Source organism: Streptomyces sp. AM8-1-1 (assembly GCF_032229325.1).
Lineage (GTDB): Bacteria > Actinomycetota > Actinomycetes > Streptomycetales > Streptomycetaceae > Streptomyces > Streptomyces achmelvichensis.
In genome coordinates this window covers 2,141,554-2,155,945 of sequence record NZ_CP135086.1, presented here as the reverse complement: position 1 = coordinate 2,155,945, position 14,392 = coordinate 2,141,554, and the positions used below count along the sequence as shown (strand labels likewise).

Annotated in this window: 9 protein-coding genes; 7 read left to right on the top strand and 2 right to left on the bottom strand. The window is 70.0% G+C overall.

Going from position 1 to position 14,392, the window contains the following annotated elements; genetic code table 11:
• The first annotated feature begins 48 nt into the window (after window positions 1-48).
• On the top strand, window positions 49-1,512 hold the full coding sequence (locus tag RPQ07_RS09685) for a M1 family metallopeptidase (protein WP_313943701.1): 1,464 nt from the start codon (window positions 49-51) through the stop codon (window positions 1,510-1,512).
• A gap of 170 nt (window positions 1,513-1,682) precedes the next feature.
• Window positions 1,683-3,173 (top strand): GTPase HflX, encoded by a 1,491-nt coding sequence (gene hflX, locus RPQ07_RS09680; protein WP_313943700.1) that lies wholly within the window; start codon window positions 1,683-1,685, stop codon window positions 3,171-3,173.
• Between the two features lie 138 nt (window positions 3,174-3,311).
• Here hflX and RPQ07_RS09675 read toward each other — a convergent pair whose 3' ends face one another.
• A complete protein-coding gene (locus tag RPQ07_RS09675) occupies window positions 3,312-4,481 on the bottom strand; it encodes a hypothetical protein (protein WP_313943699.1) in 1,170 nt (389 codons plus the stop codon).
• A gap of 351 nt (window positions 4,482-4,832) precedes the next feature.
• Window positions 4,833-6,008 (bottom strand): hypothetical protein, encoded by a 1,176-nt coding sequence (locus tag RPQ07_RS09670; protein ID WP_313943698.1) that lies wholly within the window; start codon window positions 6,006-6,008, stop codon window positions 4,833-4,835.
• 316 nt (window positions 6,009-6,324) lie between these two features.
• On the opposite strand from RPQ07_RS09670, the gene RPQ07_RS09665 reads away from it, so the two are divergent.
• From RPQ07_RS09665 to RPQ07_RS09645, 5 genes are read left to right on the top strand one after another with little or no spacing between them, the layout of a single operon-like run.
• Window positions 6,325-7,698 (top strand): diaminobutyrate--2-oxoglutarate transaminase family protein, encoded by a 1,374-nt coding sequence (locus RPQ07_RS09665; RefSeq protein ID WP_313943697.1) that lies wholly within the window; start codon window positions 6,325-6,327, stop codon window positions 7,696-7,698.
• A gap of 24 nt (window positions 7,699-7,722) precedes the next feature.
• A complete protein-coding gene (locus RPQ07_RS09660) occupies window positions 7,723-9,618 on the top strand; it encodes an IucA/IucC family protein (RefSeq protein WP_313943696.1) in 1,896 nt (631 codons plus the stop codon).
• A gap of 42 nt (window positions 9,619-9,660) precedes the next feature.
• A complete protein-coding gene (locus RPQ07_RS09655) occupies window positions 9,661-10,398 on the top strand; it encodes a GNAT family N-acetyltransferase (protein WP_313943695.1) in 738 nt (245 codons plus the stop codon).
• Window positions 10,399-10,457: 59 nt separating this feature from the next.
• Window positions 10,458-12,365: an IucA/IucC family protein gene (locus tag RPQ07_RS09650; RefSeq protein WP_413777720.1), complete on the top strand. Its 1,908-nt coding sequence runs from the start codon at window positions 10,458-10,460 to the stop codon at window positions 12,363-12,365.
• A gap of 43 nt (window positions 12,366-12,408) precedes the next feature.
• A complete protein-coding gene (locus RPQ07_RS09645) occupies window positions 12,409-14,376 on the top strand; it encodes an ATP-dependent DNA helicase (protein ID WP_313943694.1) in 1,968 nt (655 codons plus the stop codon).
• Window positions 14,377-14,392: the final 16 nt, after the last annotated feature.

Sequence of the window (14,392 nt, the reverse complement as noted above, 5' to 3'; positions counted from 1 at the left end):
GACGCGCGTCGTCACCGCCGCCGCCGTACGCGCTGGTAGCGGTAGGGCATGCTGCTCTCTTCCCGGCGCCGTCTGCGTGCCGCCCTGCTGGCCGCCGCGTCGGCCACCCTCGTCGCCGCCGCCCTGCCGTCACCGACGCCGCTCGGCATCGGCGACCCGCTGTTCCCGCACCTCGGCAATCCCGGCTACGACGTGGTCGCCTACGACATCGACCTCACCTACAACGGCACCAACACCACACCGCTGGACGCCGTCACCAGGATCGACGCCGTCGCCACCCAGCGGCTCGACCGCATCAACCTCGACTTCACCCACGGCACGGTGAGCGAAGTCGTGGTGAACGGCCTTCCGGCCGAGTTCGCCACCGCGGGCGAGGACCTCGTCGTCGAACCGGCCGTCGCCCTTCAACGCGGCTCCCAGGTGCGCATCACCGTCGCGCACACCAGCGACCCGAGGGGCGCGGCCAGTGCGGGCGGCTGGGTGCGCACCGGGGACGGGCTGGCCATGGCCAACCAGGCCGACGCCGCCCACCGGGTGTTCCCGTCGAACGACCATCCCGCCGACAAGGCGTTCTTCACCTTCCGCATCACCGCCCCCAGCCAGCTCACGGCGGTGGCCAACGGGCTCGCCGAGTCGAAGCGCCGGAACGGCACCACCACCACCTGGTCCTACCGCACCGCCCACCCCATGGCCACCGAGCTGGCGCAGGTCTCCATCGGCTCCTCGGCCGTGGTGAACCGCCACGGCCCCGGCGGACTGCCCGTGCGCGACGTGGTCCCCGCGAAGGACCGGGACCGGCTGGAGAAGTGGCTGGCGAAGACGCCCGGCCAGCTCGAGTGGATGGAGGAGAAGGCCGGCCGCTACCCCTTCGAGACCTACGGCGTGCTGGTCGCCGACGCCGACACCGGGTACGAGCTGGAGACCCAGACCCTCTCGCTGTTCGAACGCGCGCTCTTCACGAACCCCGCCTACCCGGAGTGGTACGTCGACTCGATCATGGTGCACGAGCTGGCCCACCAGTGGTTCGGCAACAGCGTCTCACCCCGCACCTGGTCCGACCTGTGGCTCAACGAAGGCCACGCCACCTGGTACGAAGCCCTCTACGCGGAGGAGAAGTCCGGCCACACGGTCGAGAGCCGGATGCGCGAGGCGTACAAGCACTCCGACCAGTGGCGGACCGACGGCGGCCCGCCGGCGGCACCGAAGCCGCCCGCCCCGGGGAAGAAGATCAGCCTCTTCCGCCCGGTGGTCTACGACGGCAGCGCGCTGGCCCTCTACGCACTGCGGCAGACGATCGGCAAGGAGGCCTTCGAGAAGTTGGAGCGGACCTGGGTGAGTGAGCACCGGGACGGCACCGCGACCACCGCGGACTTCACCGCACTCGCCTCCGAGATCGCGGGGCGTGACCTCTCGGTGTTCTTCCGTGAGTGGCTCTACGGGCAGCGGACCCCGGCCATGCCGGGCCACCCGGACTGGCGTACCACGGCTCCGAAGCAGGCCGCGGCCCGGTGAAATAAGGGTGACGGCCCCGGAGGCACCGTGCGACCATCATCAGGTCGGCGACGCGGCCGGGGCCGGAATCTCCCCACGGGAATGATCCGGGCCCGTCACCCGTTGTCACTGACATACGTACCGGAGCTCTCCGGCACGTCACGGCATTTTTCTTCGACGCAAAGGATCCAATGACCTCCTCTTCATCCCCTTCCCAGGACGAGCAGAGTTTCGCGGAGACGCGCACCGAGAGCCTTCGGGCCGATGCCCTGATGGAAGAGGACGTCGCCTGGAGCCACGAGATCGACGGAGACCGGGACGGCGATCAGTTCGACCGTTCCGAGCGTGCGGCGCTACGGCGTGTGGCGGGCCTCTCCACCGAGCTCGAGGACGTCACCGAGGTCGAGTACCGGCAGCTGCGCCTGGAGCGCGTGGTGCTCGTCGGTGTCTGGACCACGGGGACGGTGCAGGACTCGGAGAACTCCCTCGCAGAGCTTGCGGCCCTCGCCGAGACGGCGGGCGCCCTGGTCCTCGACGGTGTCATCCAGCGCCGCGACAAGCCGGACCCGGCCACCTACATCGGCTCCGGCAAGGCGCAGGAGCTGCGGGACATCGTGCTCGAGACCGGCGCCGACACCGTTGTCTGCGACGGTGAGCTGAGCCCCGGCCAGCTGATCCACCTGGAAGACGTCGTCAAGGTCAAGGTGGTCGACCGGACCGCACTGATCCTCGACATCTTCGCCCAGCACGCCAAGTCCCGAGAGGGCAAGGCGCAGGTGGCCCTGGCACAGATGCAGTACATGCTGCCGAGGCTGCGCGGCTGGGGTCAGTCGCTGTCCCGGCAGATGGGTGGCGGCGGCGGTGGCGGCATGGCCACCCGAGGCCCCGGTGAGACCAAGATCGAGACGGACCGTCGTCGGATCCGCGAGAAGATGGCGAAGATGCGCCGGGAGATCGCGGAGATGAAGACCGGCCGCGAGATCAAGCGGCAGGAGCGCCGGCGCAACAAGGTGCCTTCCGTGGCGATCGCCGGTTACACCAACGCCGGAAAGTCGTCCCTGCTCAACCGCCTCACGGGCGCCGGTGTCCTGGTGGAGAACTCCCTGTTCGCCACCCTGGACCCGACCGTCCGCCGAGCCGAGACGCCGAGCGGCCGGCTCTACACGCTGGCCGACACCGTCGGGTTCGTACGGCATCTGCCGCACCACCTCGTCGAGGCGTTCCGCTCCACCATGGAAGAGGTCGGTGACGCCGATCTGATCCTGCACGTGGTGGACGGCTCGCACCCCGCACCGGAGGAGCAGCTGGCCGCCGTGCGTGAGGTGATCCGCGATGTGGGTGCGGTCGACGTACCCGAGATCGTGGTGATCAACAAGGCGGACGCGGCCGACCCGCTGGTGCTGCAGCGACTGCTGCGCATCGAGCGGCACGCGATCGCGGTGTCGGCCCGGACCGGCAAGGGTATCGACGAGCTGCTGGCGCTCATCGACATCGAACTGCCGCGGCCCGAGGTCGAGATCGAGGCACTCGTTCCGTACACGCAGGGCAGCCTGGTCTCGCGGGTGCACGCCGACGGTGAGGTCCTCTCCGAGGAGCACACCACGGAGGGCACTCTGCTCAAGGCGCGGGTGCACGAGGAGCTGGCCGCCGCGCTGGCCCCCTATGTACCGGTGCCTCACTGATCGCCCGACTGATCGCGCACTGATCACAGCCGACGGCGCCCGCCCCTCGTCGAGAGGGGCGGGCGCCGTCGCTCTGTTGCGCGGGCTGTCCGGCGGTGGTGGTCCGCGCTCACCCGAGGGTGACGTCCCGCGCCGGGTCTACTGGTTCGCGAACTTGTCGCTCATCGTCGTGTAGATCTGCTGCGCGCCCTCACCCAGGCGCGGGCCCGCCAGCCAGCCCGAGGTGACCGGGCCGATGGACGTGTTGGACACGAGCGCGAGCTTGCCGTTCGGCTGGGTGGCGAACCATCCGCCGCCGGACGAACCGCCGGTCATCGTGCAGCCGATCCGCCACATCGTGGGCGTGCCCGGCGCGATGGAGAGACGGCCGGGACGGTCGATGCACTTGTGCATGATCGCGCCGTCGTACGGCGGTGCTGCCGGGTAGCCCCACGCGCCCATCGAGCTGATGCTCCGTGCCTCGGGAGCGGCGAAGTTCACGTCGAGCGCGACTCCGACGGTCTCCTCCAGCGACTTGCCGCCCCGCTCCGGCTTCACATGCATCACGGCGTAGTCGTACGGAGCGCCCGTGCCACCGGTGGGACCGCCCTGGCTGATCCACTCGCCGGAGGTCGAGACCCAGTCCGCCCAGTACACGCCGAACGGAGCGACGTCCTGCGGCTGCGCGGACTCCAGCGCCGCGGGGGACTGGCCCTTGCTGTTGTAGGCGGGGACGAAGGCGATGTTGCGGTACCAGCCGCCCGCCTGACCGGCGTGGACACAATGACCCGCGGTCCAGACGAGGTTGGACTTGCCCGGGTTCTTCGGGTCCTTGACGACGGTGGCCGAGCAGACCATCGAGCCCTGCGGGGCATCGAAGAAGACCTTGCCGACCGGTGCGGCGTTCTGGACGTACGGCTTCTTCTCCGGGACGGCCTGCACCGGGCGCGGCTCCGGGTCGGTGACGTCCTGATCGCCGGAGATGTCGCCGGCGGCGAGCGTCTTCGCCGGCGCCTTGGCCGTCGTCATCCGCTCGGGCTTCCACAGTCCCTCGATCACCGGGTTGACGAAGTCCTTGGCCTCACGCAGCCACGTGTCCTTGTTCCAGTTCTTCCACTCGCCGTTCTTCCACTTCTCCGGGTCGACACCGTGCTCCTTGAGCCGGTCGGCCAGATCCGCGGGAATCTCGGCGCCGCCCTGATCGGCGGCGGAGCTGGAAGAAGCGGGCTTGTCGGCGGCCTTGTCCTCACCCGGGCCACATGCGGTGGCCGTCAGCGCGAGCGCCGCGGCGGTGCCGATGACGGCCACCAGCGGACGTATGGATCGCATGGAAACGATTCCCCCTGAAGGTGCTTTCTGTAGATGCTTCTGACGTGCTGCGGAATGCGTCATGAACGCGTCACGTGACAGGCCGTGCACCGGTCATGCGAAAGGGCGGCCTTCCGGGGCCGCCCGCTACCGCGGGGCCACTCTATGACGGTGGCATGCCACGGAGTTGGGGCGGACCCTCACCTGCACGGAGTCTCCACGAGGCGGGACGTCATTGGGCTCCGCGGGCACTGGCGAACGCCGGTTCAGAACGCCGGGCCAACGCTCAACGCCGGATGCCCGCATGGAGAAGGCAGGGGCCCGCGACCGCCCGGCCACGGGCCCCTGCCCTTCATTCCTTCGAAACCGTGCCTACTGGCCGGCGAACTTCTTGCTCACGGCGTCGTAGATGGCCTTCGCCCCGTCACCCAGGCGCGGGCCGGCCAGCCAGCCGGCCGTGACCGGGCCGATCGAGGTGTTGGACACCAGCGCGGGCTTGCCGTCCTGGCCCTCGGCCACCCAGCCGCCGCCGGACGAACCGCCGGTCATGGTGCACCCGATGCGGTGCATCGTGGGCTCGTCGGCCTTGAGGGAGAGACGGCCCGGCTTGTCGGCGCACTGGAACATCTTCTCGCCGTCGAACGGCGGCGCCGCCGGGTACCCCGTGGCGGTCATCTTGGCGATGTCCGTCGCGGCCGGTGCGTTGAAGTCGACGGGGAGCGCGGAACCGACCGTCTCCTCCAGCGACTTGCCCGTGCCGCCCTTCTCCGGGGTCACATGGATCACGGCGTAGTCGTACGGCGCGCCCTGACCGCCCGTCGCCGCACCCTGGTTGATCCACTGCTCGGACGTCTGGGCCCAGTCGCCCCACCACACACCGTACGGAGCGATCTCTTCCCTGGGCGCCTTCGCCAGCTCGGCGGTGGACTTGGCGCTGTCGTTGTACGACGGCACGAAGGCGATGTTGCGGTACCAGCCGCCGTTCTTGCCTGCGTGCACGCAGTGGCCCGCCGTCCACACCATGTTGGACTTGCCGGGGTGCGCCGGGTCCTTCACGACGGTCGCCGAACAGACCATGGAACCGTCGGGGCCGTCGAAGAGGAGCTTGCCCGCCTCGGGCTCGCTGGAGTTGTACGGGGCCTTCACCGCCTGCGCCTTCACCGGGTCCGGCGTCGGGTCGGTGACACCCTCGTCACCGGAGATGTCGGGGTCGACCGGCTTCTCCGGCGGCTTCTCCGCCTCACGCATCCGGTCCGGGTCCCACAGGTCCTCGATGATCGGGTTGACGAAGTCCTGGGCCTCGCGCAGCCACTTGTCCCGGTCCCAGTTCTTCCACTCGCCGTTCTTCCACTTGTCCAGATCGATCCCGTGCTCCTTGAGCCGGTCCTTGAGATCGTCCGGAATGGTGATCTTGCCGTCGGTGGACTCGCTGGCGGCGGCGCTCGGCTTGTCGCCCGCGTTGTCCTCGCTCGGACCGCAGGCAGTGGCAGCCAGTGCGAGCACGGCGGCGAAGGATGCCGCTGCCAGCTTCGGGCGAATGGGTCGCATGTCGTGATCCCCCTGGGACTTCAGAACTGATGAGCTATTGAACCGTCGAACTGCCGGAACCCTACAAGGGCCCCCGCTCCCGGCGGTGATGCCCGGAGCCGGAAGGCGTCCCCCACTATGCCGGTGCCGTTGGGGACGGCACGCGGCAGGTTCGCGGTTCCGCCGGCCCAAGGATCTTCCGATTGCCCGTGATCTCCGGCTTCCGGCGTCGTTGGTACGTACGGGGGACACCAGGACAGCGTTCATCCCAGGTGGGCGGCGTACGGACGCCGTACCGATGTGCAACGCAACTGTTACAGCTGGAGGACCAACAGCCGTGGCCGTGACCGAACCTGCTCCGGCGCCGCCGGCCGCGCATGAGGGAATTCTCCGTCGGCAGTCGCTGCGCGAGTCCGCGGCCAGGACCTACGCGCGCTCGCTGCCCATCGTTCCCGTGCGCGCACGAGGGCTCACGATCGAGGGTGCGGACGGCCGGCGCTACCTGGACTGCCTCTCCGGGGCGGGGACCCTGGCGCTCGGTCACAACCACCCGGTGGTGCTCGAAGCCATCAAGAAGGTCCTCGACTCCGGCGCACCCCTCCACGTCCTGGACCTCGCGACCCCGGTCAAGGACGCCTTCACCACCGAGCTCTTTGCCACGCTGCCCCGGGAGTTGGCCGATGACGCCCGCATCCAGTTCTGCGGGCCCGCGGGCACCGACGCCGTCGAAGCGGCCCTCAAGCTCGTGCGCAAGGCGACCGGCCGCTCCGGGCTTCTTGCCTTCACCGGTGCGTATCACGGCATGACGTCCGGTGCCCTCGACGTGTCCGGCGGCGCGACCGACGTCCGGGTGAGCCGGCTGCCGTTTCCTCAGAACTACCGCTGTCCCTACGGCGTCGGTGGTGAGCGCGGAGCCGAACTGGGCGCGCGGTGGACCGAGAGCCTTCTCGACGATCCCCAGAGCGGTGTGCCGATGCCGGCCGGGATGATCCTCGAACCCGTCCAGGGGGAGGGCGGAGTGAACCCGGCCCCCGACAACTGGATGCGCAGAATGCGGGAGATCACCGCGGACCGCGCCATCCCGCTGATCGCCGACGAAGTGCAGACCGGAGTGGGGCGCACCGGCACCTTCTGGGCTGTGGAACACAGCGGAGTCGTCCCCGATGTCATGGTCCTCTCCAAAGCGATCGGCGGCTCCCTCCCGCTGGCTGTGATCGTCTACCGCTCCGAGCTCGACGCCTGGCAACCAGGCGCGCACGCAGGCACCTTCCGTGGCAACCAGCTCGCCATGGCCGCCGGTGCGGCCACACTCGCCTTCGTACGCGAGAACCGGCTGGCCGACCGCGCCGCCACCCTGGGCGCCCGCATGCTCGGCCGCCTCCAGGGCCTGGCGACGGCCCACCCCTGCATCGGGGACGTCCGAGGGCGGGGCCTCATGATCGGCGTCGAACTCGTCGACCCGGATTCCGCGGCCCCGGACGCGATGGTGCCCCCGCCCGCCCCGGAACTCGCCTCGGCCGTCCAGCAGCAGTGCCTCGACCGCGGGCTCATCGTCGAACTCGGCGGCCGGCACTCCGCCGTCGTACGGCTCCTTCCTCCTCTCACCCTCACCGACGAACAGGCGATGGCCGTCCTCGACCGATTCGCCGACGCTCTGGCCGCGGCCGAGCGGTCCCTGCGTGGACGCAACGACACCAGGCAGTCCTCCTGACGGACAGAACGCAAGGAAGCATCCGTGAACCCCATTCCCGTTCCCGACGCCCCCGAGGCCGACGGCCGTTCCACCGCTGCCGACCGCCGACACGACGGTGACCAGGGCCCTCTCACGGCCGAGTCGGCGACGGTGCCGCGCCAGCAGGGGAGCCATGGTGCACCGCAGCCTCCTGCGGTGCTGCCCGTCGGAGCCCTGAACACCGAACTTCTCGACCACCCCGACGCCCACCGCGCGGCGGACGCGGCAGCGGTCGAGAGCCTGCTCCGTTGCTGGGCGCGGGAGAACAACCTCGACAGGCCCGAAGGACCCGCCCTGCGCATCCCTCTGCACGCCAGCGGCACCGCGCTGCTCGTCCCTGTGCGCTACTGGTCGGCCGCAGGCCTGCACCGCTTCGGCGCGCCCTCCATGGAGAGTGCACTTCGCGACGCGCAGGCCGTCGACGCCGTGACCGTCGCCGCCCTTCTCAGCCGGGAAGCCGGCCAGAGCGAAGGGACCGATCTGGTCGGCCGCGTCGCCGACTCCGTACGCCGCACAGCCGACTTCATCGCCGACCGCCGCGTCCGCCCCACCCCCGCGGCCGAGTCGGATCTCTTCCTCAACGCCGAGCAGTCGCTGCTGCTCGGCCACCCCCTGCACCCGACGCCCAAGAGCCGAGAAGGGCTCTCCGAGAGCGAAATCCGGAGCTATTCACCGGAGTTGTACGGCTCCTTCCCTCTGCACTGGATGGCCGTGGACCGGTCCGTCCTCGCCACCGATTCCGCGTGGACCGAGCAGGGCCGCGCGCTGCCCGCCGAACAGCTCACCGCCCGGCTCAGCGGCGACCTGGCACTCCCCGACAGATGCGTCGCCCTGCCCCTGCACCCATGGCAGGCACGAGAGCTGCGGGACCGCCCCGCTGTCGCCGCACTCCTTGATGCCGGTCTTCTCCATGACCTCGGCGCCCACGGAGATCCCTGGCACCCCACCTCCTCGATCCGGACCGTGCACCGCCCCGGCGCCCCCGCCATGCTCAAACTCTCCCTCGGCCTGCGCATCACCAACTCCCGTCGTGAGAACCTCCGCAAGGAACTCCACCGCGGTGTCGAGGTCCACCGACTGCTGCGCACCGGCCTGGCCAAGCAGTGGCGGGCGGCTCACCCCGGTTTCGACATCGTCCGCGACCCCGCCTGGCTCGCCGTGGACACCGCCGACGGTGAACCGGTGCCGGGGCTCGACGTCCTGCTCCGGCACAACCCGTTCGGGCCCGGGGACGACGCCGCCTGCATGGCAGGACTGACCGCCCTCCGGCCCTGGCCCGGGCACCCGGGCATGCACTCGCGCCTCGCCGAGCTCGTGGGCCGACTGGCCGTGCGCACCGGCAGGCCCGTCGGCGCCGTCGCCGCCGAGTGGTTCCTGCGCTACCTCGACCGCGTGGTCCGCCCCGTGCTCTGGCTGGACGGCACCGCGGGCATCGCCCTCGAAGCGCACCAGCAGAACACCCTCGTCATCCTCGACCCCGAAGGCTGGCCCGTCGGCGGCCGCTACCGGGACAACCAGGGCTACTACTTCCGCGAGTCGCACCGCGACGAACTCCAGCGCCGTCTCCCCGGCATCGGCACCCTCAGCGACACGTTCGTCTCCGACGCGGTGACCGACGAGCGCTTCGCCTACTACCTCGGCATCAACAACGTCCTCGGCCTGATCGGTGCTTTCGGAGCACAGCGCCTCGCCGACGAGCGGATCCTCATCGCCGGCCTGCGCCGCTTCCTCGCGGCGGCCACCGGCCTCGGCTCCCCGCTGCCCGCGCAGCTCCTGGAGTCCCCGACCCTGCGCTCCAAGGCCAATCTGCTGACCCGGCTGCGCGGCCTCGACGAGCTCGTGGGCCCCGTCGACACCCAGTCCGTCTACGTCACCATCGCCAACCCCCTTCGTTCTTGAGGAAGCACACCCCTGACCGACCTGCGAGAGGAGAGCGCCGCAATGCCTCCCATCGATGCGAGCAACGGAACCGAAGCCGGTGCCGCCGCACCCCAGCTCGCCGACAGCGTCGAGGACACCCTCGATCTACGGATCCCGGACGAGCTTCTGGCGCTGTTCCGGGAGGGCGAGGCCGACGCCGCCCCCGAGCAGGCCGACGGCTGTGCCGGCGATCTGCTCGACCACCTCGCCGAATGGGGGCCGGCGACCACCTCCCACGGCTCCTTCCAGCTCGTCCCCGTGCGCGTCGAGCGGGACCTGGCCCTGATCAGCCGCTGGATGAACGACCCTGCTGTCGCAGCCTTCTGGGAGCTGGCGGGACCCGACTCCGTCACCGCCGCCCATCTGCGCACCCAGCTCGACGGCGACGGCCGCAGCTTCCCCTGCCTGGGTGTGCTCGATGGCGTGCCCATGAGCTACTTCGAGATCTACCGGGCCGACCTCGATCCCCTGGCGCGGCACTATCCGGCTCGTCCTCATGACACCGGCCTTCACCTCCTCGTCGGCGGTGTCGCCGACCGCGGCCGCGGCGTCGGCTCCACCCTGCTCAGAGCGGTCGCCGATCTCATCTTCGACAAGCGCCCCCGGTGTACACGCGTCATCGCAGAACCCGACCTCCGCAACACCCCCTCCGTCTCCGCCTTCCTCAGCGGTGGCTACCGCTACTCCGCGGAGATCGACCTTCCCCGCAAGCGGGCCGCTCTCATGGTCCGCGAGCGCGCGCTGCGCAACCTGCTGTGAACGATCCGCTGCCTTACATACACCGCTCGCCCCGCATCGGTTCCACTCGAGGAGTCCCCGTGCCCAAGCCTCCTGTCAGCTCCGACTCCGAGCACCCGTCCGCGGCACCCTTCAGCCCACCCGGCCTGACCGCCCAGCGCTGGGACCGGGCGGGAGCCCGCCTTCTCGCCAAGATGCTCGGCGAGTTCGCGTACGAGGAGATCATCGAGCCGGTACGGGACGAGGCCGGTGAGCCACCTGCGTCAGCCGGTGGCGAACGGAACCGGGAGGCTGACGCCCAGCGCCCTCAGGCACCGGGCATAGCTCCGAGCGGGAACGGCTGCCCCCGGCCCGCTCACTACACCCTCGATCTCGACGACGCCGTCCGCCTGTCCTTCAGTGCCCGCCGTGGTGCCTACGGAAGCTGGCGTGTGGACGCCGACTCCATCCGGTGCGACGACAGGCCGTATGCCGATCCGCTCGACTTCCTCGTCCGGGCCCGCAACCTCATCGACCTCGACGGCGCCACCCTCGGCCACCTGCTCCGTGAGCTCAGCGTCACCCTTGTCGCCGACACGGGTCTCGACCACACGGCACCGGCCGCCGCCGAACTCGCCGATCTCGGCTACGCCGAACTCGAAGGTCACCAGACCGGTCACCCCTGGCTCGTGCTCAACAAGGGCCGTATCGGCTTCTCCGCCACCGACACCGCCGCGTGGGCGCCCGAGGCCCGCAGGCCCGCACGGCTGCCGTGGATCGCTGTCAGTACATCGCTCGCCTCCTTCCGCGGAGTCTCCTCCCTCGCCACCGCAGGCGACTTGTACGCCCGCGAACTCGACACCCCCGTGCGCGAGTCCTTCGTCGACGCCCTGCGCGCCAGGCAGCTCGACCCGGACTCCTACCTGCTCCTGCCGGTGCACCCCTGGCAGTGGGACGAGGTGATCCTTCCCCTCTACGCGCCGGCTATCGCGCGTGGCGAGATCGTGCCATTGCCGACCGACGGTGATCTGCGGCTGCCCCAGCAGTCCATCCGCACCTTCGTCAACCTGGACTGCCCCCAACGGCACACCGTCAAGCTGCCGCTGTCCATCCTCAACACCCTCGTCTGGCGCGGCCTGCCGACCGAGCGCACGCTTGCCGCCCCCGCCGTCACCGCCTGGGTGCACGGACTGCGCGACGAGGACCCCTTTCTGCGGGACGACTGCGGCGTGATCCTTCTGGGTGAAGTCGCGTCGGTCAGCGTCGAGCATCCGCTCTACGACCGTCTGCCCGAGGTGCCGTACCAGTACAAGGAACTGCTCGGTGCGATCTGGCGCGAGCCCTTGCAGCCGCGCCTGGCACCCGGCGAGCGGGCGAGGACGCTCGCATCGCTGCTGCACACCGACCCGCAGGGCCGCTCGTTCACCGCCGAGCTCGTCACCCGCTCCGGACTCGACCCCGCTGCCTGGCTGCAGCGCCTGTTCGCCGCCCTGCTTCCGCCGCTGCTGCACTTTCTCTACCGCTACGGAACGGTCTTCTCCCCGCATGGCGAGAACGCCATCGTCGTCTACGACGGCCAGGACGTTCCCGTACGTCTCGCGATCAAGGACTTCGTCGACGACGTCAACGTCAGCGCACAGCCACTGCCCGAGCACGATTCGATGCCGCACGACGTGCGTTCCGTGCTGCTCACGGAGGAGCCTGCGTTCCTCACCCAGTTCATCCACTCCGGCCTCTTCATCGGCGTCTTCCGCTACCTCGCGCCTCTGTGCGAAGACCACTTGGCCGTGCCGGAAGCCGACTTCTGGGCGCTGGTCAGAGCGGAGATCCTGCGTCACCAGGGCCGGTTCCCCGAGCTCAAGGACCGCTACGAAGCGTTCGACCTGCTCACTCCCCGTATCGACCGGCTCTGTCTCAATCGAAACCGGCTCCACCTGGACGGCTACCGGGACCGGCCGCAGCGCCCGCACGCCGCAGTGCACGGCACCGTCCCCAACCCTCTGGCGTGATCGGATCGGAGTTGTCAGTGGTGAGCCGTAGGGTGGTCGGCCTATGACGAAGCCATCCCTCCCCGAACTACTCCACGCCGCCGTCACCGCCGTCGGTGGTGTGGAGAGGCCTGGCCAGGTCACCATGGCCGAGGCCGTGGCCGCCGCCGTCGACGACGGTTCGCATCTGCTGGTCCAGGCCGGTACCGGCACCGGAAAGTCCTTGGGCTATCTGGTGCCCGCGCTGGCGCACGGGGAGCGCGTCGTCATCGCCACGGCCACCCTGGCCCTCCAGCGGCAGCTCGTCGAGCGGGACCTGCCGCGCACGGTGGACGCACTGCATCCCCTGCTGCGCCGCCGGCCGGAGTTCGCCATGCTCAAAGGCCGGTCCAACTACCTCTGTCTGCACCGTCTGCACGAAGGTGTGCCGCAGGAAGAGGAGGACGGGCTGTTCGATCCCTTCGAGGCGGCCGCCCCCACCAGCAAGCTGGGCCAGGATCTGCTCCGTATGCGGGACTGGGCCGACGAGACGGAGACCGGCGACCGGGACGACCTCACGCCCGGGGTCTCCGACCGGGCGTGGGGACAGATCTCCGTCTCCTCCCGCGAGTGCCTGGGCGCCAGCAAGTGTGCGTACGGCGCTGAGTGCTTCGCCGAGATGGCCCGGGAGCGGGCCAAGCTCTCGGACGTCGTCGTCACCAATCACGCGCTACTGGCCATCGACGCGATCGAGGGCGCGCCCGTGCTGCCCAGCCATGAGGTCCTGATCATCGACGAGGCCCACGAGCTCGTGTCCCGGGTGACGGGTGCGGCGACCGGGGAGCTCACGCCGGGCCAGGTCAACCGGGCGGTGCGGCGCGCGGCCAAGCTGGTCAACGAGAAGGCGGCGGATGCCCTGCAGACCGCTTCGGAGACCTTCGAGCGGCTGATGGAGCTCGCCCTTCCCGGCCGACTGGAGGAGATTCCCGAGGACCTCGGATACGCCTTGCTGGCGCTGCGCGACGCATCGCGCAATGTCATCTCGGCGCTCGGCTCCACCCGCGACAAGTCCGTCCAGGACGAGGACGCGGTACGCAAGCAGGCGCTGGCAGCCGTCGAGAACATCCACGGCGTCGCGGAGCGCATCACCCAGGGTTCCGAATACGACGTCGTCTGGTACGAGCGCCACGACCGGTTCGGTGCCTCCCTGCGGGTCGCCCCGCTGACCGTCTCGGGATTGCTGCGGGAGAAGCTGTTCACCGAGCGGTCGGTGGTGCTGACGTCCGCGACCCTCAGGCTCGGCGGCGACTTCAACGGTGTGGGCGCGTCCCTCGGTCTGTCCCCCGAGGGGTTTGCCGGGGAGGACGTCCCGCAGTGGAAGGGCCTCGACGTCGGCTCACCGTTCGACTACCCGAAGCAGGGGATTCTCTACGTCGCACGCCATCTGGCGACGCCGGGCCGCGAGGGGTCCCGCGGCGACATGATGGACGAACTCTCCGAGCTGGTGGAGGCGGCGGGCGGCCGCACGCTCGGACTGTTCTCGTCCATGCGGGCCGCCCAGGCTGCGGCCGAGGAGCTGCGTGGCCGGCTCGACAACCGGATCCTGTTGCAGGGCGAGGAGACACTCGGCGAGCTGATCAAGGCCTTCGCCGCTGACCCGGAGACCTGTCTGTTCGGCACACTCTCGCTCTGGCAGGGCGTCGATGTGCCGGGCCCCAGCTGTCAGCTGGTGGTGATGGACCGCATTCCCTTCCCACGGCCCGACGACCCCCTGATGAGCGCCCGCCAGAAGGCAGTGGAAGAGGCGGGTGGCAATGGCTTCATGGCCGTAGCGGCGACGCATGCCGCGCTGCTGATGGCGCAGGGCGCCGGACGTCTCGTACGGGCCACGGGCGACCGCGGCGTCGTTGCTGTACTCGATCCCCGGCTGGCCAACGCACGGTACGGGAGCTACCTGAGAGCGTCGTTGCCGGACTTCTGGTACACCACGGACCGCAACCAGGTGCGTCGCTCACTGTCCGCGATCGACGCCGCAGCCAAGGCAGGAACCTGACGCCGGGGTACGCGCG